Source organism: uncultured Campylobacter sp., assembly GCF_938030145.1.
Lineage (GTDB): Bacteria > Campylobacterota > Campylobacteria > Campylobacterales > Campylobacteraceae > Campylobacter_B.
In genome coordinates this window covers 81,464-100,406 of the sequence record NZ_CALHGM010000008.1, presented here as the reverse complement: position 1 = coordinate 100,406, position 18,943 = coordinate 81,464, and the positions used below count along the sequence as shown (strand labels likewise).

Annotated in this window: 23 protein-coding genes and 1 tRNA gene; 22 read left to right on the top strand and 2 right to left on the bottom strand. The window is 45.1% G+C overall.

The window, feature by feature from the left end:
* Position 1 precedes the first annotated feature (1 nt).
* From rpsI to Q0323_RS01725, 4 genes are all read left to right on the top strand, one after another.
* A complete protein-coding gene (gene rpsI, locus Q0323_RS01740) occupies positions 2–391 on the top strand; it encodes a 30S ribosomal protein S9 (RefSeq protein WP_005869670.1) in 390 nt (129 codons plus the stop codon).
* A 99-nt stretch (positions 392–490) separates the two neighbouring features.
* Positions 491–1,513: an OmpA family protein gene (locus Q0323_RS01735; RefSeq protein ID WP_297941712.1), complete on the top strand. Its 1,023-nt coding sequence runs from the start codon at positions 491–493 to the stop codon at positions 1,511–1,513.
* A gap of 65 nt (positions 1,514–1,578) precedes the next feature.
* Positions 1,579–2,637, top strand: coding sequence for an HAD family hydrolase (locus Q0323_RS01730; RefSeq protein ID WP_298050869.1), 1,059 nt, complete (start codon positions 1,579–1,581; stop codon positions 2,635–2,637).
* Positions 2,638–3,611: 974 nt separating this feature from the next.
* Positions 3,612–3,685 (top strand) — tRNA-Gln (locus tag Q0323_RS01725).
* A 165-nt stretch (positions 3,686–3,850) separates the two neighbouring features.
* Here the strand turns inward: Q0323_RS01725 and Q0323_RS01720 are convergent.
* Both Q0323_RS01720 and Q0323_RS01715 read right to left on the bottom strand, forming a co-directional pair.
* Positions 3,851–4,312: a DUF411 domain-containing protein gene (locus Q0323_RS01720; protein ID WP_298050866.1), complete on the bottom strand. Its 462-nt coding sequence runs from the start codon at positions 4,310–4,312 to the stop codon at positions 3,851–3,853.
* A 159-nt stretch (positions 4,313–4,471) separates the two neighbouring features.
* Entirely contained in the window at positions 4,472–4,948 is a 477-nt protein-coding gene (locus Q0323_RS01715) for a hypothetical protein (protein WP_298050863.1), read from the bottom strand.
* 180 nt (positions 4,949–5,128) lie between these two features.
* Here Q0323_RS01715 and rplU point away from each other — a divergent pair, with 180 nt between their 5' ends.
* From rplU to Q0323_RS01625, 18 genes are all read left to right on the top strand, one after another.
* Entirely contained in the window at positions 5,129–5,437 is a 309-nt protein-coding gene (rplU, locus tag Q0323_RS01710; RefSeq protein ID WP_040303368.1) for a 50S ribosomal protein L21, read from the top strand.
* A gap of 10 nt (positions 5,438–5,447) precedes the next feature.
* Complete coding sequence (gene rpmA / locus Q0323_RS01705; RefSeq protein WP_295151027.1) at positions 5,448–5,705, top strand: 50S ribosomal protein L27; 258 nt, start codon at positions 5,448–5,450, stop codon at positions 5,703–5,705.
* A 108-nt stretch (positions 5,706–5,813) separates the two neighbouring features.
* Positions 5,814–6,869 (top strand): GTPase ObgE, encoded by a 1,056-nt coding sequence (obgE, locus tag Q0323_RS01700; protein ID WP_298050861.1) that lies wholly within the window; start codon positions 5,814–5,816, stop codon positions 6,867–6,869.
* Between the two features lie 126 nt (positions 6,870–6,995).
* On the top strand, positions 6,996–7,337 hold the full coding sequence (locus Q0323_RS01695) for a hypothetical protein (RefSeq protein WP_298050858.1): 342 nt from the start codon (positions 6,996–6,998) through the stop codon (positions 7,335–7,337).
* A gap of 115 nt (positions 7,338–7,452) precedes the next feature.
* Positions 7,453–8,373, top strand: a complete 921-nt coding sequence (fmt, locus tag Q0323_RS01690) for a methionyl-tRNA formyltransferase (RefSeq protein WP_298050855.1) — start codon at positions 7,453–7,455, stop codon at positions 8,371–8,373.
* Between the two features lie 532 nt (positions 8,374–8,905).
* Complete coding sequence (locus Q0323_RS01685; RefSeq protein WP_298050852.1) at positions 8,906–9,541, top strand: biotin--[acetyl-CoA-carboxylase] ligase; 636 nt, start codon at positions 8,906–8,908, stop codon at positions 9,539–9,541.
* Positions 9,538–10,329 carry an AAA family ATPase gene (locus Q0323_RS01680; protein WP_177389424.1) on the top strand — a complete coding sequence of 264 codons (792 nt, stop codon included), beginning with the start codon at positions 9,538–9,540 and terminating at the stop codon, positions 10,327–10,329. The genes Q0323_RS01685 and Q0323_RS01680 overlap by 4 nt, the downstream gene beginning before the upstream one ends.
* On the top strand, positions 10,317–11,180 hold the full coding sequence (locus Q0323_RS01675) for a ParB/RepB/Spo0J family partition protein (protein WP_297900598.1): 864 nt from the start codon (positions 10,317–10,319) through the stop codon (positions 11,178–11,180). The genes Q0323_RS01680 and Q0323_RS01675 overlap by 13 nt, the downstream gene beginning before the upstream one ends.
* A gap of 74 nt (positions 11,181–11,254) precedes the next feature.
* Entirely contained in the window at positions 11,255–11,677 is a 423-nt protein-coding gene (locus Q0323_RS01670; protein ID WP_298050849.1) for a F0F1 ATP synthase subunit B', read from the top strand.
* Between the two features lie 10 nt (positions 11,678–11,687).
* Entirely contained in the window at positions 11,688–12,203 is a 516-nt protein-coding gene (locus Q0323_RS01665; protein ID WP_298050846.1) for a F0F1 ATP synthase subunit B, read from the top strand.
* Positions 12,203–12,733: a F0F1 ATP synthase subunit delta gene (locus Q0323_RS01660; protein WP_297881233.1), complete on the top strand. Its 531-nt coding sequence runs from the start codon at positions 12,203–12,205 to the stop codon at positions 12,731–12,733. The genes Q0323_RS01665 and Q0323_RS01660 overlap by 1 nt, the downstream gene beginning before the upstream one ends.
* A gap of 11 nt (positions 12,734–12,744) precedes the next feature.
* Positions 12,745–14,259: a F0F1 ATP synthase subunit alpha gene (gene atpA / locus Q0323_RS01655; protein ID WP_005869639.1), complete on the top strand. Its 1,515-nt coding sequence runs from the start codon at positions 12,745–12,747 to the stop codon at positions 14,257–14,259.
* Positions 14,260–14,271: 12 nt separating this feature from the next.
* Positions 14,272–15,180: an ATP synthase F1 subunit gamma gene (gene atpG, locus Q0323_RS01650; RefSeq protein WP_297883338.1), complete on the top strand. Its 909-nt coding sequence runs from the start codon at positions 14,272–14,274 to the stop codon at positions 15,178–15,180.
* Positions 15,181–15,191: 11 nt separating this feature from the next.
* Positions 15,192–16,589, top strand: coding sequence for a F0F1 ATP synthase subunit beta (atpD, locus tag Q0323_RS01645; RefSeq protein ID WP_005869634.1), 1,398 nt, complete (start codon positions 15,192–15,194; stop codon positions 16,587–16,589).
* A gap of 10 nt (positions 16,590–16,599) precedes the next feature.
* Complete coding sequence (gene atpC, locus Q0323_RS01640; RefSeq protein WP_291938303.1) at positions 16,600–17,004, top strand: ATP synthase F1 subunit epsilon; 405 nt, start codon at positions 16,600–16,602, stop codon at positions 17,002–17,004.
* A 2-nt stretch (positions 17,005–17,006) separates the two neighbouring features.
* Complete coding sequence (locus tag Q0323_RS01635) at positions 17,007–17,582, top strand: MotA/TolQ/ExbB proton channel family protein (RefSeq protein WP_291938301.1); 576 nt, start codon at positions 17,007–17,009, stop codon at positions 17,580–17,582.
* Positions 17,582–17,980: a biopolymer transporter ExbD gene (locus Q0323_RS01630; protein ID WP_297943721.1), complete on the top strand. Its 399-nt coding sequence runs from the start codon at positions 17,582–17,584 to the stop codon at positions 17,978–17,980. The genes Q0323_RS01635 and Q0323_RS01630 overlap by 1 nt, the downstream gene beginning before the upstream one ends.
* Complete coding sequence (locus Q0323_RS01625) at positions 17,973–18,941, top strand: TonB C-terminal domain-containing protein (RefSeq protein WP_298050842.1); 969 nt, start codon at positions 17,973–17,975, stop codon at positions 18,939–18,941. Before Q0323_RS01630 ends, Q0323_RS01625 begins: the two co-directional genes overlap by 8 nt.
* Positions 18,942–18,943: the final 2 nt, after the last annotated feature.

The following is an 18,943-nucleotide window of genomic DNA, read 5'->3' as shown; positions in this document are numbered from 1 at the left end:
CATGGCGACAATTTATGCAACCGGAAAGAGAAAAACTGCCGTAGCTAAGGTTTGGGTAAAACCTGGAAGCGGCAAGATCGTAGTAAACGGTATGGATCTAAACACCTGGCTAGGCGGTCACGAAGCGATCAAACTAAGGGTCGTTCAGCCGCTTTTGGCGACTAAACAAGAGACCTCGATGGACATCACCGCGCAGACTTTAGGCGGCGGATATTCGGCTCAAGCGGATGCGCTAAAGCACGGAATTTCAAAAGCGCTTGCCGCGATGGATAAGGATTTTAGGGCGGCTCTCAAGCCAAAAGGTTTACTAACTCGCGATAGTCGCGTGGTCGAGCGAAAGAAATTCGGTCGCCGCAAAGCTCGCAGAAGCCCGCAGTTCTCTAAGAGATAATGTTTTTTACAAATTTGTGGCGAAATTGTCGCAAATTTGTAAATTCTTTAAAAATTTTATGGTAATATTGAATTATAACTTTATTTGAAAGGATGTTTAATGAAGAAAGTTCTACTTGCATTAAGCTTGTGTGCATCCGGCGCATTGTTCGCTAGCGATGCTGATTATCACTGGGAGATCACCCCTACTATTGGCGGAATGACTCATGAGGGCAATATGGATTTGGATTCGAATTTTATGTTCGGTCTACGTCTTGCCAAAAATCTACAAGATTCGTTTATCGATCAAGTAGAGGTTGGTTTTGATTACTCTCGCAATATCGGCGTAGAGGATTTAGCTCACAGAGTAGGCAACGATAAGCCTGACGCTAAATATTATCACATCAATGCTGTAAAAGACTTGGTAAATTTTACCGATAATTTCAAATTATACGGCTTGCTAGGTCTTGGATATATGGATTACACTAAAGACGTTTACAACGATGGCGATCAAGATAGCGGCTTCGGCCAATACGGCTTGGGTCTAAAATACTATATTACCGACAACTTTGCTACAAAACTTGAAGCACGCGATGCTATCAGATTTGACGACGGCAACCACGTATTATTCTATACTCTAGGCTTTGCCGTTGATTTTGGTAAGAGATATGCTGACGCAGCCCCAGCTGCCGCTCCGGCTCCTACAGGCTGCAAAGACGCAGATAACGACGGCGTATGCGATAATGTCGATAGATGTCCAGGCACACCTGCTGGCGTAGTTGTAGATGAATATGGTTGTGAGAAAGTTATTAGATTAAATTTGGGCGTAAATTTCGCTACAGATAGCTCAAAAATTTCCCCTGAGTTTATGAACCAGATCAAAAACGTAAGCGACGTGCTAGTAGCTCACCCTGATTACAAAGTAATTCTAGAGGGTCACACCGATAGCACCGGTTCGAATGCATATAATCAAAAGCTTTCCGAGCGCAGAGCTGCTGCAGTTGGAGGTGCGCTTAAGAGCTTCGGCGTAGATGCTAGCAGAATCACCACTGTAGGATACGGCGAGACTAAGCCTATCGCTACAAACGCTACTAAAGCAGGCCGCGCTCAAAATAGACGCGTAGATGCTAAATTTAGAAAATAATCTTTTCTAGATCCACATAAGCGGGGCTTCGGCTCCGCTTTTTTATATCCAAACTAAATTTTAAAATGCCAAAATTTCAAACCACTCTGCTTTTTGATCTCGATGGTACACTCATAGATTCCACGCCCGCGATATTAGATGGTTTTCATTATGCATTTGCGCATTTGGGCGCCGTAGACCCTAGCGACGAAGCGATTAAAAAGCTCATCGGGCATCCGTTAGAGGTAATGTTTGAGCGTCTAGGTGTGACGCGCGATGTGCAGAATTTCGTGCTCGCCTACAAACAGCGATACGCGCAGACTTTTTTGGATCAGACCGTTCTGCTAAGCGGTGCGTTCGAGACGGTTCGTACGGCGAGCGAGTTTGCAAATTTAGGCGTCGTGACGACCAAGACGTCGAAATTTTCTAAAATTTTATTGCAGCATCTGGGTATTGCGAAATTTTTTGGCACCATCGTCGGGCGAGAGGATGTGCAAAACCCCAAACCAAGCGCCGAACCGATCTTAAAGGCGCTCGAAAATTTAGGAATTTGCGGCGCGACTACTAGCAAAAGCCCGCATGCGGCTTGCGGTAAAACTCACGACGCGACTGCCGATGAAAATACAAGCGCTGCTAGCAGGAGCGCGATTTTGAGTGAAATTTCAGCGCCTGATTTAAAGAGCCTTCCTGCGCTTGATCCTGATCCTAGCAAAGTTTACGAGCAAAATTTAAGCAGCATCGCGAGTCAAAATTCTGATACAATTTTGTTTAAAAATTTAAGCGAAGCAAAGAGCGATAGACATGGGGTTGGCGACAAGAGCCAGAAGAGCGGTGTGGGCATAGATGGCGAGAGCGATAAAGGCGGAGTGCGCGGCAGTAAAATTTATGATGCACATGAGCTAAATTCCACTCCTTGTTATGACAAAATTTGCAGTGACGAAATTCTGCCTTCTGTAAGCCAAAATATCTTTATGATCGGCGATACGCTACTTGACGCCATCGCGGCAAAGTCGGCAGCGGTGCGAAGCGTGGGCGTAAGCTGCGGCTACGGCAGTACCTCGGAGCTACGGGCGCATTTCGAGTTCGTATGCGCGGACGCAAAAGAGGCGGTTGAGCTGATACGCGGAATTTCATCGAAATTTTAGGCGCGACGGAGCGAAATTTTTATAGCTTCGATGCGCTATTTTTACAAATATTTAAGCGAATTCGCGCTCGAGATTTAAAATTCCAATTAATTCGCTTTTTAAACAGCACGCGATATAAATGTCCGCGCTATTTAGCTGGAGAGCAAGACGCTTTCTAAGTGTTCAAACGATACGCGGAGTTAAATTCGCATATTTCTACTCTGGTCTAGCAATAGCCCGTGCCGTATCAACGATGTATGAGAGATTTCACTCTATCCTTCGTGCTTGATCTGGTTCGTCGAATGTTCGGTATTAACGACGTATGGGAAAATTTTGCTACCTCGAGTAATTGTGTTTTATTCATTTTCGGTTTGTATTAACACCAATGTATGAGAAAATTTCACCGCAGTCAAATTTTACGCAATTTCGCAATATCTTTTGAGTTTGCGAACGGATTTTGCAAGAAATTTAATGCAAGCTTCGCACTCAAATTCTGGCTTTGATTTTAGTTTATACTCCACCTTATCGTGATAAATTTTACACTCCGCTTTAGGTGAGCATTTGGTAGGACTTTTGTGCGATCCTATCGCAAGTCTATTTGACGCTTATTTAGGGCGCTGCATTCCGGGTTTTGTCGCAATTATGTTCGCTGCGGATTTTCGGTGCGATTTATATCATTTAAGGCCGCGCCCGCGCCCAGCGAGCACTAAACATATATGTTTTGAAGACAGGCTTATATGCTAAAATTTCATCCTGCGACAAATAGCTCGCAAAGGCGCGGATATAGGATAAACTAGCCAAATTTTAAAATTTAGCTCCGCGGCGAGCAGCCCTTTTATCGGAGCCGATGAAAGCAGCGTTAGTTTTTGCGTTTTAATTTTATCGTTTCGGCGCAGTAGGGCTTTAAATTTAATCTAAAATTTTGCAAAATTTTAAAATTTTGCCCGCTCTTATGCTTTTTTAAAGCAAAATTCTATAAAATACCGCTTCCGCAATGGGCTATCGTCTAATGGCAGGACAACAAACTCTGGATTTGTGAATATAGGTTCGACCCCTATTAGCCCATCCACTTAAATTTTTAATCCCTTTTATCATAGCTAGCGTTTGAAATTAATTTGCGCATCATTTTTGCAGATCATGGCAGCATTTGCCGGCTAAAACAAATTGCGTTGAGCCATAAAATACGCAAAATTTTAGCGAGCTAATAAGTAAGTTGCCGCTTTAAAGCGGCGGATTATTTGATTTTTTCTTTGCCTTTGTAAGTGGCGATGCTTTGATACGAGCCGTCTTTTTTAAACGCTACCACGTCATAGACCTCGGGCTGAGAGCCTTGCTCCATACCTGGTGCTTCTAGTGGCATGCCAGGTACTGCTATGCCGATAACGTCTTTAGGCTTATTTTTTAGTAACGTGCGGATTTCGCCTACTGGCATATGTCCTTCGACTACATATCCGTCTATGATCGCGGTGTGGCAGCTAGCGAGCTCGAGCGGAAGTTTGAACTCATTCTTCTTCTGGATAAGCGGCTCGTCAGCCAGCGAAATCATCTCGACTTCAAAGCCATTTTGCTCCATATATTTTGCCCAGTTGTGGCAACAGCCGCAGCTCTCGCCGTGATAGACCTTGATATGTTCACCCGCCGCCGCATAGCTACCTAATGCCGCTAAAAGCGCACCTGCAAATAAAATTTTCTTCATATTTTGCTCCAGTGATTAAAAGTCCTCGATTATACAATATGTATAGTAAATTTTTAAGAGTGAACCGTAGGATTTTAAGATTAGATTTGGTGAAGCAGTACCCGCTCGTAAGCCGAAATTTTACGAAATTTTAAAATTTCGGCGTCGCGGATAAGTTGGTTATAGGCACTGAGAGAGTGCTGATTTGATAGCAGATTTTGATACGTAGCCTTCCGAGTCGCTGGTAAGTGATACGTCGCAGCCTGGCTTATAGTTTTTCCAGGTGTAGATGTTGCCATTGTCTTCGGTTGTTTTGATGGAGTCTGGCTGTTTATTCCATGCAGAAATTACTTGATTGATATGAAATGCATCGCTGCGGTCTTTCGGCGCATTAGTCATACCTGTGCTGTCGGGCAAGGTCGTTTCGACCATATCGGTGGTGCCTGCGGTGGAAACCTCTTGGACTTTATCATTTACGCCGCCGATATTTGTTTTGCTGCTTTGGGATTTTGTTTGATTGCGTACTCCGCTTGGTTCGTTGGATATATTCCAGTTGGAACAACCGATAAAAAATACCGCTGCTACGAGCGCAGCTATTAAATTTCTCATAAAATTCTCCTTCAAAAATTTCGTTGCGATGTTGCGATAGTAGCACATTTATCTTTAGTTTAAAATAAATCCGAGCCCTTTGAATTTGAAATTTCGTAGGAATTTTGCGAGGCGTTTCAGTAGGAATTTATAAAATTTGAGATAATATTGCAACCTTTCATACCAAACGGGCTTTTAAATTTTGCACGGCAAATGCCTTTTTGGCTACCAAATTTTAAAGGATTTTTGATGTATGCTATCATCAAACACGGCGGCAAGCAGTATAAGGTCGAAGAGGGCAACTACCTAAATTTAGACCATTTTAATGCTGAGCCGAAAGCAAAGCTCGAGCTTAGCGAAGTTTTAGCGCTAAACGACGGCGAGTTAAAGGTAGGAGCACCGTTCGTAAAGGGTGCCAAGGTGGTTTTGGAAGTCGTTTGCGAAGGCAAGGATAAAAAAGTCGTTATCTTCAAAAAACGCAGACGTAAAGATTCAAAAGTAAAACGCGGCTTCAGACGCCAATACACCCGCGTCAAAGTCGTTTCGATTAACGCATAAAGGACAGGAAATGGCACACAAAAAAGGTCAGGGCTCAACCCAAAATAATAGAGATAGTATCGGACGCCGCTTGGGCGTCAAAAAATTCGGCGGCGAGTTCGTTCGCGCGGGCAACATCATCATCCGCCAGCGCGGCACTGCGACGCACCCGGGCAGCAACGTAGGCATGGGTAGCGATCACACGATTTTCGCGTTGATCGACGGCGTCGTAAAATTTGAGCGAAAAGATAAAAATCGTAAAAAAGTATCGGTTTATCCGGCTGCGTAAATATCGCTAAATCTTCGGGGGCGCAAGCCCCTCTTTTAAATTTCATCCGTTTAAAAATTATCTTCAACTCATTTGGCTATAATTGCCGTTTTAAATTTAAGGATAGCTATGTTCATAGACAGCGTAAAATTTAGCGTCAAATCAGGTGACGGCGGCGCAGGTTGTGTCAGCTTCCGCCGCGAAAAATTCGTCATCTCAGGCGGTCCTGACGGCGGCGACGGCGGCGACGGCGGCGACGTGTATTTTAGGGTCGATAAAAACTCTCACACCCTCTCATCCTACAAGGGCAAGCGTGAGTTTAAAGCGCAAAACGGCGCGCCCGGTGAGGGTCGCAAAAAGACTGGCAAAAGCGGCGAGGATCTCTATCTCATCGTCCCTCCCGGCACCAGCGTTTACGACGAGGATAGCGGCGAGTTGGTGCTTGATATGCTAGACGACGGCGAAACGAGGCTGTTTTTAAAAGGCGGCAAGGGCGGGCTTGGCAACGTGCATTTTAAAAGCTCGATCAACCAAGCCCCCGAATACGCGCAAAAAGGTCTCGAAGGGCAGACGCGAGAGGTGCGCTTGGAGCTAAAACTCATCGCCGACGTGGGGCTCGTAGGCTTTCCAAACGTGGGCAAAAGCACGCTAATCTCGACCATCTCAAACGCCAAACCCCAGATCGCAAACTATGAGTTTACTACGCTCACGCCAAAGCTCGGTCTCGTCGAGGTTGGCGAATACAGCGGCTTTGTCATGGCCGATATCCCTGGCGTCATAGAGGGCGCAAGCGAAGGTCGCGGGCTTGGCGTGCAGTTTTTAAAACACGTCGAGCGCACTAAAATTTTACTTTTTATGCTCGATCTTGCGAACTATCGCAGCCTCGAGGAGCAGTTTGACGCGCTGCGGGCCGAGACGGCGAAATTTTCAGAGGGGCTTGCAAAAAGAGACTACGCGATCGCTCTAACCCGCGCGGATGCGGCTGAAAATTTGCAGGAAAAATTTGACGCTTTTTTATCGCATTTGGGACTTTCGGGCACGGCGGGTGAGATGAAATTTAAACAAGATATTTATGAGCTTGACGCCGCTAAGCCGTTTTTTGTGATGCCGATATCTTCGGCGACTGGGCAAAATATAAACGAGCTAAAATTTAACCTGCTTGAACTGCTTAAAAAGGAGCTGTAGATTGCGCCAAAGCCGCGCCGCAGAGGGCTTTTGCGAACACAGGTCTTAAGCGCGCCCGCATAAGCGGTTAAATTTTATGTTTATCGCTCGCAAAAGCCGCAAAAAGATAAAATTTAAGGAGGCGAAATGAGTAAAATTTTTATTCTAGTATTTTTATGCTTCGGCGCATACGGTTGCGATCCCGCCGATTCGGTGCCTTATTTTATGGACTTTAACGACAAGGATCACGACGGCGCGCTGAGCTTGCAGGAGTGGATGGCGAGCGAGGTGCCGTCCGGGCTGAAAGTAGAGCTAAATCTGCGCTCAGGCTCGGAATTTAAGAGGTTGGACGCTAATCATGACGGCAAGATTAGCCTAGAAGAGCTGAGGGCGAAATCCTCTGCAAAGATTGATTGGTCCGAAGATCCGTGCGCCTTTTGGCCTTGGAAGGATCAAGGCGGAGATGAAAATCAATCCGCCGTCAAATAAGGCGCACGAGTGTGAAGCCGGGTTTGCCTCGCAGTCTGCGTAAAATTTATTTCGAGCATGATTAGCGCCTGCATGATCGCTCGCGCCGTGATGTGGCTAAATTTAAAGGAAAAGAATGAATATAGTTTTTATGGGAACGCCCGAGTATGCGGCTAAAATTTTACGCGCGCTTGCGGAGGCGAAATTTGAGATCGCGGCCGTCTTTACGCAGCCTGATAAGCCTGTCGGCAGAAAGCAAATTTTAACTCCTAGCGAGGTTAAAGTTTATGCACAGCGGCATTTGCCCGCCGTGCCGATCTTTCAGCCCGCGACACTCAAAGACGAGGTGGTCGCGGCACAGATAAAAGAGCTAAAGCCTGATTTTATCGTGGTTGCCGCATACGGTAAAATTTTGCCGCAAGCCGTCCTTGATATTGCGCCTTGTATAAATTTGCACGCTTCGATCCTGCCTAAATACCGCGGCGCAAGTCCGATCCAAAGCGCGCTACTAGCTGGCGAAAAGCAGACCGGAGTGACGGCGATGCTGATGGACGCGGGGCTCGACACGGGCGATATGCTTGATTTTGCCTACACGCCTTGCGAGGATAAAACGGCGGCGCAGCTGTTTGACGAGCTGGGTGATCTAGCGGGCGAGCTGATCGTGCGAGTGTTGCGAAATTTTGCAAATTTGACGTCGCTTAAGCAAGATGACGCGCAGGCTACGCACTGCAAAAAAATAAGCAAATCAGACGGGCTTTTTGGCTTTGAGGAAAGCGCAGAGCAAATTTATAATAAATTTCGCGCGCTGACGCCCTGGCCGGGGATTTATCTAGCTAGTGGACTAAAAATTTTGGATTTAGAAATCTTGCGCGAATCTTGCGAGCGCAAATTTGAACGCGAAGGCGAAATTTTAAGCGTCGATAAGCTCGGCTTTTGCGTTTCTTGCGGCGAGGGTGCGGTCAAGATCATAAAAGTGCAAGAGTCAGGCAAAAGGCCCGTGGACGCTAGCGCGTATCTAAACGGCAAGCGGCTAAAGATCGGCGATCTGTTATGCTAGGCGGGGTTTTGAAGGCTCGCGTTTCATGCCACGCTTTTGATGCTATGTGGGGATTTTATTTACGCCGCGCTTTTGGGATCGCGGCGAAATTATGCCTTGGGTATCGCTGCAATCGTAAAGTAAAATTTTACCGCGCGGAATTTCGAAGCGAAGCTCCAAAATCAAGGCTTTATAAAATTTTAAAACCTCGCTTCTATGCTCTAAAATTTTACGCTCACAGGAGCTTGAAATTTTGCCGCCGCAGTTGCGGACTTTACAGCGCTATACCGAACACGCACAGTTTAAAATTCTATGATCGTGCCGCAGAATTTTTGCAAGATAAAGCTTTAAAATTTTATCGAAATGCTGCTGGGAAAATCCGCGTTGCCGAAAAATTTAGCAAGAGCGTAAAATTTCATCGCATAAAATTCCGCTACTTCGTAAAATTTAATCATGCTAAATTTTATCTTGTCTCAAAATTCTATCGCAGCGCGGAATTTAAACGCTTGCAATATCGTAAGGCGAGCCCTTCGTCTTACGCAAGGAGCGGGTTTTGCAAGTAGAATTTGTAGAGCAAATGCCTTCCACGCAGGAGTTTTTGGTGAACGCCGTGCGCGAAGGCAGGATAGCGCCGCCTTTTGCGATCGCCGCAAATCGCCAAAGCGCCGGTATCGGCTCGCGCGGCAATGATTGGGAGGGCGCGAGCGGCAATCTCGCATTTTCGTTCTGTGTCGCGCAGAGCGATCTGCCTGCAGATGTGCCGCCTCAGTCGGCGAGCATATATTTTGCGATGATCATGCAGGAATTTCTCGCATCGCTCGGTTCGCAGCTTTGGCTTAAATGGCCCAACGATTTTTATGTGGATGAGCGCAAAATCGGTGGGACGATGACGAATAAGATCAAAAATACCCTTGTCTGCGGCATCGGCATAAACCTACTCGGCGCGCCCGAATATGCGGGAATTTTAGATATAAAAATCAGCGCAAAAGACGCTATAGAGGGCTTTTTTGCGCTATATGAAAATAAAATCTCGTGGAAGCAAATTTTTAGAAATTTTTCGTTACAATTCCAAAAATCGCAAAAATTTAGCGTTCATCTAGGCGGTGAAAAAATTTCGCTTGCGCAGGCTAAACTTTGCGAAGACGGATCGATCATAATAAACGAAGAAAGGGTTTATGCTTTAAGATGAGTGAAGTAATTACGATTGCCAATCAAAAAGGCGGCGTCGGAAAGACGACCACAGCGGTTAATCTCGCTGCGTCGCTAGCGATAAAGAAAAAGCGGGTCCTACTGATCGACGTAGATCCTCAGGCGAACGCTACGACCGGGCTTGGCTTTAACCGCAGCGACTTTGAATTTAACATTTATCACGTCTTAACAGGGCGTAAGAGCATGTCCGAAGTGATCCAAAAGACCGAACTTGAGTTTATGGATTTAGTGCCGTCAAACATCGGACTTGTAGGTATCGAGCGCGAAGTAAGCGAAGAGAAAGACTTCAAACTAATGCTAAAAAATAAAATTTCCGAGGTTAAGGACAGATACGATTTCATCATCATCGATTCGCCGCCGACGCTCGGTAGCATTACGGTAAATGCCTTGGTCGCAAGCGATAGCGTAATTATCCCGATTCAGTGCGAATTCTATGCACTTGAAGGCGTCGCGCTGATCCTAAATACCGTAAAAGTCGTCAAGCAAACGCTCAATAAAAATTTAAAAATTCGCGGATTTTTGCCTACGATGTATAGTTTGCAAAACAATCTAGCCAAAGAAACAGTCGCGAATTTACGCGAGTATTTTGACGATAAGCTCTTTCGTATCGGCAAGAGTGATGATCTAGTTATTATCCCGCGCAATATTAAGCTAGCCGAAAGCCCAAGCTTTGGCAAGCCGGTGGTTTTATACGATATAAAATCTGCTGGTTCCATCGCTTATCAAGACCTCGCTAAATCCATAATGGAGCAAAAATGGGCAAGGTAAAAAGAGCGCTCGGGCGCGGGCTCGGTGCGATTTTAGACGACGTAGAAAGCTCCTATAACAGGGAGCTAGAAAGTGGAAATGCAGATAGTTTAGTTATCGAAATCGATGTCGATAAAATCGAGCCAAATCCATATCAACCGCGGCAGAGCTTCGATGAGGAGGCACTTAGGCAGCTGAGCGAAAGCATCGCCCGCCACGGGCTTATCCAGCCTATCATCGTTATTCAAAAAGATGATTCTTACGTCCTTATCGCCGGCGAGCGGCGCCTAAGAGCGACGAAGCTTTTAGGCGAGAGTAAAATCAAAGCCGTAGTCGCGGACATAAAATCTCAAAATTTAAGAGAGCTTGCCCTCATCGAAAATATCCAGCGCGAGGATCTAAATCCTATCGAGCTTGCTAAGTCCTATAAGGAGCTTATCGGTGAATACAGGATCACGCAAGAGGAGTTAGCCGACATCATCAAAAAGTCCCGCACACAGATTACAAACACGTTAAGGCTTTTAAATTTATGCTCCGAAGTGCAAGACGCCATAAGCGCAGATAAAATTTCGCAAGGGCACGCCAAGATAATGGTTGGACTTGAAAAAGAGGATCAAATTTTAGCTCTAAATACCATTTTAGGACAGCGTCTAAGCGTAAGAGATACCGAAAATTTAGTAAAAAAGCTCAAAGATAAAACCGTTCCGAAAGAGAAAAAGCCCGGTGCGGAATTTCAAAGCTTCAAGCCTGAGCTTTTAAAGCTAAAGGCCAAGCTTGATCAATTTGGTAAAATAAGTATCAAAGAGCGTAAAATTTCGATCGAATTTAGCGAAATTTTACAAATTTCCGAGTTTTTAAAGAAAATCGGATGATTTTTTATAGTGTATTTTAATTTTTCATATTGTAAAATACGCATTTTGTTTAAAACTAACCTAGAGGAGGTGCGATGCTAGACGTAAGTTTGACCGCCATGATAACGACCATCGTCGTATTTCTGGCTTTGATTTACTTCTTAAATATCAAGCTTTATAGACCGTTACTTTTGCATATGGAAAAGCGAGAGGCTATTATTAAAGAAGATGAGACAAATGCGATGAAAAATGCACAGGATGCAGATGCCGATAAAGCAGAGATCGTAAAAATCATGGATGCTGCGAAGTTGCAGGCTGTTAAAATAAAGCAAGAGGCGATGGATAGCGCGAAGCAGGCTGCCGCCAGAGAAATAGCCGAGAAAAAAGCCGCGATGGAGGAGGATTTTGATCAATTCTTAGGCGGTTTGGATGAGCAAAAACGTAACCTAAAAAATGATTTGCAAGCCAAAATTCCGGAATTTAAAAATGCTCTAAGCACTGCCGTGGCTAAAGTATGAGGTTTTGAGTATGAAAAAATATCTATTTTTATTTATCGTTCCGGCGTTTGTTTTAGCAAGCGGTGGGCACGATGGAGTCAAAGATTACGACGTGCTGTGGCGAAGCATAAATTTCATTTTGTTTTTCGGAATTTTGTTTTATCTTTTAAAAGGTCCCGCAAAAGCAGCATATCAAGGTAGAATCAACGGCATCGCATCTAGACTTGAGGCTAATCAAAAAATTTTAAAAGAGTCCGCAGCTCGCAAGGAACAAGCTAAAAAAGATTTGCAAGATGCCAAGGTTCAAGGCGCAGCTTTAATCGAAACTGCTAAAAAAGAGATTGTATTCGCCGCCGAAAAGATAAAAAATGCGACCGAGCAAGAGATCGCGAATTTGCAAAAATCTTTCGATGAGCAGAAAAGCTTTGAGGCGCGCAAGATCAAAAAAGAGGTCGTAAGCGAGATTCTGGATGATATTTTTGCATCGGATGACATTAAATTCGGTCAAGATAAGCTAGTTAAAATCGTAGAGAAAAAGGTCGGATGATGATAAATAACACCTCAAAAAGATATGTAAACGCCCTTATACTGAGCTATAAAAAAGATGAACTAGGCTCTGTTTTGCAGACGCTCGAGAGCGTCGCGAGCGCATTTAGAATTCCAAAATTCCAAGATATTGTAAAATCTCCGACGCTAAAAGAGGAATCCAAAGTGGAACTTATTGCGTCGTTTATAAAAAATCCAAGCGAAAAAATCGTAAATTTTATTAAACTTCTAGCTAAAAATAGGCGTATTGCGCTAATTCCACAGATAGTCGAGGAACTGCGCAAGAATATTGCGGCGCTGGATAATAAATATTTGGGTAAAATTTATTCCGCTACCGAAATAGACGCCGCAAAAATAAAAGAGCTAGAGGCTAAAATTTCAAAGAAATTTAATGCAGATATTACTCTGCAACCCGTTAAAAGCGAGCTTGAAGGCATTAAGATCGAAGTCGAGGATCTTGGATTTGAGATTAGTTTTTCAGTTGATAGATTGAAACAAAAAATGAGCGAATATATTTTAAAAGCAATTTAAAGGAGTAAAGCGTGGGTGCGAAAATTAAGGCAGACGAAATCAGCAGCATAATCAAAGAGCGAATCGAAAATTTCGATCTTAGCGTTGATATCGAAGAAACCGGTAAGGTCGTTTCGGTCGCAGACGGCGTTGCTAATGTTTACGGCTTAAAAAACGTAATGGCTAACGAGATGGTCGAATTCGAAAACGGAGCTCGTGGTATCGCGTTAAATTTAGAGGAGAGCAGTGTCGGCATCGTTATTTTAGGCGATACTAGTGGTATTAACGAAGGTAGTAGCGTTAAAAGACTGGGTAAGCTTTTGCGCGTTCCGGTAGGTGATGCTCTAATAGGTCGCGTAGTAAATGCCCTAGGCGAGCCGATCGACGGCAAAGGCGCGATAGAGACCAGCGATACTAGATTTGTCGAAGAAAAGGCCAAAGGCATCATGGCTCGTAAATCCGTTCACGAGCCACTTCAAACCGGTCTTAAAGCGATAGACGCGCTAGTGCCGATCGGTCGCGGACAGCGCGAGCTCATCATCGGCGACCGCCAAACAGGAAAAACCACCGTTGCTGTTGATACCATCATCAATCAAAAGGGCCAAGACGTCATCTGCATATATGTAGCAATCGGCCAGAAGCAATCTACCGTCGCGCAAGTCGTTAAAAAGCTTGAAGAGTACGGTGCGATGGATTATACGATCGTAGTTGCGGCGGGTGCTAGCGAGGCGGCTGCACTTCAATACTTGGCGCCATATTCGGGCTGCACTATGGGCGAGTATTTCAGAGATAACTCCCGCCACGCGCTTATCATCTACGATGATCTTAGCAAGCACGCGGTTGCTTATCGCGAGATGTCGCTTATCTTGCGCCGTCCACCGGGACGCGAGGCGTATCCTGGCGACGTATTCTACCTGCACTCTCGTTTGCTTGAGCGTGCTAGTAAGCTAAGCGATGCACTCGGTGCAGGTAGCCTAACGGCGCTTCCTATCATCGAGACGCAAGCAGGCGACGTTTCGGCATATATCCCTACAAACGTTATCTCCATCACCGATGGTCAAATTTTCCTAGAATCTGGTCTATTTAACTCAGGAATTCGTCCTGCGATCAACGTAGGTCTTTCGGTTAGCCGCGTCGGCGGTTCCGCGCAGATTAAAGCGATCAAAAAGGTCTCAGGAACCTTGCGCCTAGATCTAGCTCAATACCGTGAGCTTCAGGCGTTTGCGCAGTTTGCGAGCGATTTGGACGAGAGCAGCCGTAAGCAGCTGGATCGCGGACAAAGAATGGTCGAAATTTTAAAACAGCCTCCTTATTCGCCGCTTCCGGTCGAAAATCAAGTGGTCATCATCTTTGCGGGAAGCCGCGGATTTTTGGACGATGTGCCTACGAGCTCTATTGGCAAATTTGAAGCTGAGCTCTATCCGTATATCGAGGCAAAATACCCTGAGATTTTTGAAGAGATCAGAAGCAAAAAGACCATCGAGAAGGATTTGGAAGAAAATTTAATCAAGGCTCTAAATGACTTTAAAGCGACCTTTGCCGCTTAAAAAGGCTAAATTATGGCAAATTTAAAGGATATAAAACTTCAAATCAAAAGCGTAAGAAATACGGAGAAGACTACCAAAGCTATGAAGCTAGTCTCCAACGTCAAGCTTAAAAACACTAAAGAAGCGGCGATGCGCTCGCGAGCTTATGCGGTGAAGATTAACGAGGTCTTGGGTGAAATTTCTGCGCGCGTTAAAAATTACGTAGGCAATAATTCAGGCAACGACGAAAAACTTAGAATTTTTGATACCACGCGGGAAGTAAAGGTGGTTGATTTGCTGTTTATCACCGCAGATAAAGGGCTTTGCGGCGGTTTTAATATCAACACCATCAAAAAGATCAAAGCTTTGATCGAGGAGCTTAAAGCGAAAAAGATCAAGGTTCGCCTTCGTGCCGTCGGCAAAAAGGGGATAGAGTATTTTGATTTTCAAGGCGTTGAGCTTTTGGAGCGATATATCGGCGTGAGCTCATCTCCATCGTCTGAGAAAGCTAATGAAATCGTCCAAGCCGCGGTCAAGGATTTTAACGAAGGCAAAACCGATGAAGTCATACTCGTCCACAATGGCTATTTAAATATGATTACTCAAGAGATGCGGGTAAATACGTTGGTGCCGATCGGTGAGCCTGCGATTAGCGAGGACGCTTTAAAAACATCTACATTGGAAGTAGAGGTTGAAAGCCCTGAGGATGAAGAAACATTGATGCTAAATTTAATCCAAAGCTATCTTAGCTACAGTATGTATTACGCACTGATAGACTCTTTAGCGGCGGAGCACTGCTCTAGAATGAACGCTATGGAAAATGCGACGAACAACGCTAAAGAGCGCGTGTCGCAGTTAAATTTAGCATATAACAAAGCCAGACAAGGCTCTATCACGACTGAGCTTATCGAGATCATAAGCGGCGTCGAATCAATGAAATGAAAGGAAAACGGATGAAAGGAATAATTTCTCAGGTAATGGGTCCTGTGGTCGATGTCGATTTCAAGGACTATTTACCGAAGATTAACGAAGCTATCGAGGTTAAATTTGACGTCGAAGGCGCTCATCGTAGGCTGATCCTAGAGGTAGCCGCGCACCTTGGAGACAATCGCGTCCGCACGATCGCTATGGATATGAGCGATGGACTTAGGCGAGGGCTTGAGGCCGTCGCTTTGGGTGCGCCTATTACGGTGCCAGTGGGCGAGAAGGTTTTGGGCAGAATTTTTAACGTCACAGGCGATCTGATCGACGAAGGCGAGGATGAAAAATTTGAAACTCGCTGGTCCATTCACAGAGATCCGCCTAGCTTTGAAAATCAAAGCACGAAGAGTGAAATTTTTGAAACCGGCATTAAGGTAGTCGATCTGCTAGCCCCTTACGCGAAGGGCGGCAAGGTAGGCCTATTCGGCGGTGCTGGCGTCGGCAAGACCGTCATCATCATGGAGCTGATTCACAACGTCGCTTTCAAACACAGCGGTTACTCCGTATTTGCGGGCGTTGGCGAGCGAACGAGAGAGGGAAACGACCTTTATAACGAGATGAAAGAATCGGGCGTTTTGGATAAAGTCGCCTTAACCTACGGTCAGATGAATGAGCCGCCGGGGGCGAGAAATCGCATTGCGCTAACCGGTCTTACGATGGCCGAGTATTTCCGCGACGAGCTAGGACTTGACGTTTTGATGTTTATCGATAATATCTTCCGTTTCTCGCAGTCGGGCTCAGAGATGTCCGCGCTTTTAGGACGAATTCCGTCCGCGGTCGGTTATCAGCCTACGCTTGCTAGCGAAATGGGTAAATTACAAGAGCGCATTACTTCTACTAAGAAGGGTTCTATCACCTCCGTTCAGGCCGTTTATGTGCCTGCGGACGACCTTACCGACCCGGCTCCTGCGACCGTTTTCGCGCACCTTGATGCGACGACCGTTTTAAACAGAGCGATTGCCGAAAAAGGAATTTATCCTGCCGTTGACCCACTTGATTCGACCTCAAGAATGCTTGATCCGCAAATCATCGGTGAGGAGCATTACAAGGTCGCTCGCGGCGTCCAGGCAGTGCTTCAAAAATACAAAGATTTGCAAGACATTATCGCGATTTTGGGTATGGACGAGCTTAGCGAAGAAGACAAGCTCGTAGTCGAGCGTGCTAGAAAGATCGAGCGCTATCTATCTCAGCCGTTTTTCGTAGCCGAGGTATTTACCGGAAGTCCGGGCAAATATATCTCGCTAGAGGAGACTATCGCTGGATTTAAGGGAATTTTAGAGGGCAAATACGACGATCTGCCGGAGAATGCCTTTTATATGGTGGGAAATATCGACGAGGTAGTAGCAAAAGCCGAAAAGATGAAAGCATAGGAATTTTAAGATGAAAGAATTTTTGCTTTTAGATATCGTTACGCCCGAAGGGATGGTCTTTTCGGGCGAAGTCAAATCCGTTCAACTCCCCGGCATTACTGGCGAAATGGGTATTTTGCCGGGGCATGCGAGCTTGCTAACGGGGCTTAAAGATAAAAGCGAAGGCGGAGTCGTTGAGATCGTAGATAAAGACGGCAAAAAGCAGCTTGTTTTGGTAAACGACGGATTTTTGGAAGTTACCGAAGAAAAAACTACTATCCTAGCCACTCAAGCCGTAGCTATCGGAGGCGATAGCGAAAGCGCCGTAGCGAAGTCTTTGCAGCGCGCTAAAGATATGCTTGCGTCCATTAGCTCTGATGCGGCAAATTCCGCAGCGATAATGGCTAGAGTTGACGAATTCGCAAGGCAAAGTTAAATATGCTAGATCTAATTTTAAGTTATTTTACGAGAAGCACGTTTATTACGATATTCGTGCTTTCTTGGTTATCCGTCTATTTTATCGTCACTTTTACGATTTTGATCTCCAGATTTGTAGGGCTTAGTGCGTGGCAACACCGCGAAGCAAAGGCACTCGAATCCTTGCTGATGGGCGGTAGGATTTCGCTTTCGGGCTCTATTTTCCAAAAAGTAAATACCGATAAAATTTCAAAAGAAGCCTTGGAAATTTATAAAGGCAAAGCCGAACGTGACTCCACTAGCGGACTTACTTGGCTATCTATCGTCGCCTCTACTTCGCCGTTTATCGGGCTGTTCGGTACAGTTGTTAGCATACTTCACACATTTTCCAAGCTTGGCGGCGGAAATTCAGGCATCGATACTATCGCTCCTGCGATCAGTGAGGCGCTGGTTGCCACAGGATGTGGAATTTTTGTAGCGATCCCTGCATACACCTTCAGCTTACTTATAAAACGCAAAGCATACGAAGTTATGAGCATCATAAATCGTACGGCAGATATTTTGCTATTTAAAGCAAACACTGGAAAAGCTATTTAATGTATAATTTCGACGAAAATCCAGAGTTAAATATCACTCCGCTCGTCGATATTATGCTTGTTTTGCTAGCGATTTTAATGGTCGCGCAAACGGCGATTATCTACGATGAAAAGATTGAACTGCCTAGTGGCTCAAAAGCACAGGTTTCGGAAAATACCGCGGAATTCTTGCTTGTGCGTATCGGCGAAGATCGCAAGGTTTATATCGATAAAAGCTCGATGAACCTGGCAGAATTCCCGGATAATCTCGTATTGCTTAAAGGCACCGGCAAGTATAGCTTGGAAAAACCCGTCTATATCCAAGCCGATAAGAGACTCGTTTACGACGATGTAATGTTTGTTTTAAAGAGCCTAAAGCAGGCGGGTTTTACAAAAGTCGCACTTCAAACAAATGGCTAATTATTCAAATTTTACGGGGGTTAAATACGATAATTTCAAATCGTTTTTAATCGCTCTTTTTGCCTATCTGCTGGTGATTTTTGTTCTTTTATATCAAATTTCAAAGCCGCAGGAAAAATTTAAAAAATATACTGACAATCCCAACGATTATATGGATGTTACTTTTGATTTCGAAATAGATGATAAACTTCCGTCCGCGCCTGAAATCGCTAAAGAAACAAAGCAAGGCGAGTTTGAAAATAAGAATGTGAAGGATGTGCCGGAGGATAAAATTAAGACTACGGCACAAGTAGTTCCGCCACCTCCGGTGCAGGCGAAGCCGAAAGAGCCCGAAAAGCCAAAGGAAGAGCCAAAACCGGAACCTAAAAAGGACGAGCCTAAAGCTGAGCCCAAAAAAGAGGAGCCCGAGCCTAAGTTGGAAGATAAACCTTCCGAAAAAGTAGTAGAGAAAAAAGAGGAAGCTAAGCCGGAGCCAAAAAAAGAGGAAAAACCGAGCTTGAGCGATCTTTTTGGTGGTATTGATATGAAAAAAGTTGAGCAAAGTGCCAAAACTAGCGACGCCGTTCAGAGTAATAAAAAGTCTGATAAAGAAACCGCTACCTCTAGTGCTAAGGATAAAGCGGCATCTAAAAATGCTGTCGTAAAATCCGATAAGCTTGGCGGCAGGACGCAAAGGACGGGCGAGTATAACGCTTATTACGGTGCTATCGGGAAAAGGCTTCAAGTTTTGTGGAGTAGATACGTCGCAACTACGAAAGATGATGCGAGAATTAGGATAATCCTTGGCGCGGACGGACGAGTCGTGGATTATAAAATTCTAGAAATGGGGCGTGAGACGGAATTTAACCAGAAGTTGCGAGATTTTTTAGATAATCTAACGACTCAAACTTTCCCGAAGTCTCCAGACGGAGCGTCGCACGATATTGAAACTACGATGTCCGACGTGATGAAGACAAATTAGAA

Coding starts and splice junctions, on each gene's coding strand:
- rpsI (WP_005869670.1), top strand. CDS start 2: ATGGCGACAATTTATGCAACCGGAAAGAGAAAAACTGCCGTAGCTAAG.
- Q0323_RS01625 (WP_298050842.1), top strand. CDS start 17,973: ATGGCTAATTATTCAAATTTTACGGGGGTTAAATACGATAATTTCAAA.
- rpmA (WP_295151027.1), top strand. CDS start 5,448: ATGGCACACAAAAAAGGTCAGGGCTCAACCCAAAATAATAGAGATAGT.
- Q0323_RS01630 (WP_297943721.1), top strand. CDS start 17,582: ATGTATAATTTCGACGAAAATCCAGAGTTAAATATCACTCCGCTCGTC.
- Q0323_RS01735 (WP_297941712.1), top strand. CDS start 491: ATGAAGAAAGTTCTACTTGCATTAAGCTTGTGTGCATCCGGCGCATTG.
- Q0323_RS01715 (WP_298050863.1), bottom strand. CDS start 4,948: ATGTGCTACTATCGCAACATCGCAACGAAATTTTTGAAGGAGAATTTT.
- Q0323_RS01635 (WP_291938301.1), top strand. CDS start 17,007: ATGCTAGATCTAATTTTAAGTTATTTTACGAGAAGCACGTTTATTACG.
- atpC (WP_291938303.1), top strand. CDS start 16,600: ATGAAAGAATTTTTGCTTTTAGATATCGTTACGCCCGAAGGGATGGTC.
- Q0323_RS01665 (WP_298050846.1), top strand. CDS start 11,688: ATGAAAAAATATCTATTTTTATTTATCGTTCCGGCGTTTGTTTTAGCA.
- Q0323_RS01680 (WP_177389424.1), top strand. CDS start 9,538: ATGAGTGAAGTAATTACGATTGCCAATCAAAAAGGCGGCGTCGGAAAG.
- atpG (WP_297883338.1), top strand. CDS start 14,272: ATGGCAAATTTAAAGGATATAAAACTTCAAATCAAAAGCGTAAGAAAT.
- atpD (WP_005869634.1), top strand. CDS start 15,192: ATGAAAGGAATAATTTCTCAGGTAATGGGTCCTGTGGTCGATGTCGAT.
- Q0323_RS01695 (WP_298050858.1), top strand. CDS start 6,996: ATGAGTAAAATTTTTATTCTAGTATTTTTATGCTTCGGCGCATACGGT.
- Q0323_RS01720 (WP_298050866.1), bottom strand. CDS start 4,312: ATGAAGAAAATTTTATTTGCAGGTGCGCTTTTAGCGGCATTAGGTAGC.
- rplU (WP_040303368.1), top strand. CDS start 5,129: ATGTATGCTATCATCAAACACGGCGGCAAGCAGTATAAGGTCGAAGAG.
- Q0323_RS01660 (WP_297881233.1), top strand. CDS start 12,203: ATGATAAATAACACCTCAAAAAGATATGTAAACGCCCTTATACTGAGC.
- Q0323_RS01675 (WP_297900598.1), top strand. CDS start 10,317: ATGGGCAAGGTAAAAAGAGCGCTCGGGCGCGGGCTCGGTGCGATTTTA.
- Q0323_RS01670 (WP_298050849.1), top strand. CDS start 11,255: ATGCTAGACGTAAGTTTGACCGCCATGATAACGACCATCGTCGTATTT.
- obgE (WP_298050861.1), top strand. CDS start 5,814: ATGTTCATAGACAGCGTAAAATTTAGCGTCAAATCAGGTGACGGCGGC.
- Q0323_RS01730 (WP_298050869.1), top strand. CDS start 1,579: ATGCCAAAATTTCAAACCACTCTGCTTTTTGATCTCGATGGTACACTC.
- fmt (WP_298050855.1), top strand. CDS start 7,453: ATGAATATAGTTTTTATGGGAACGCCCGAGTATGCGGCTAAAATTTTA.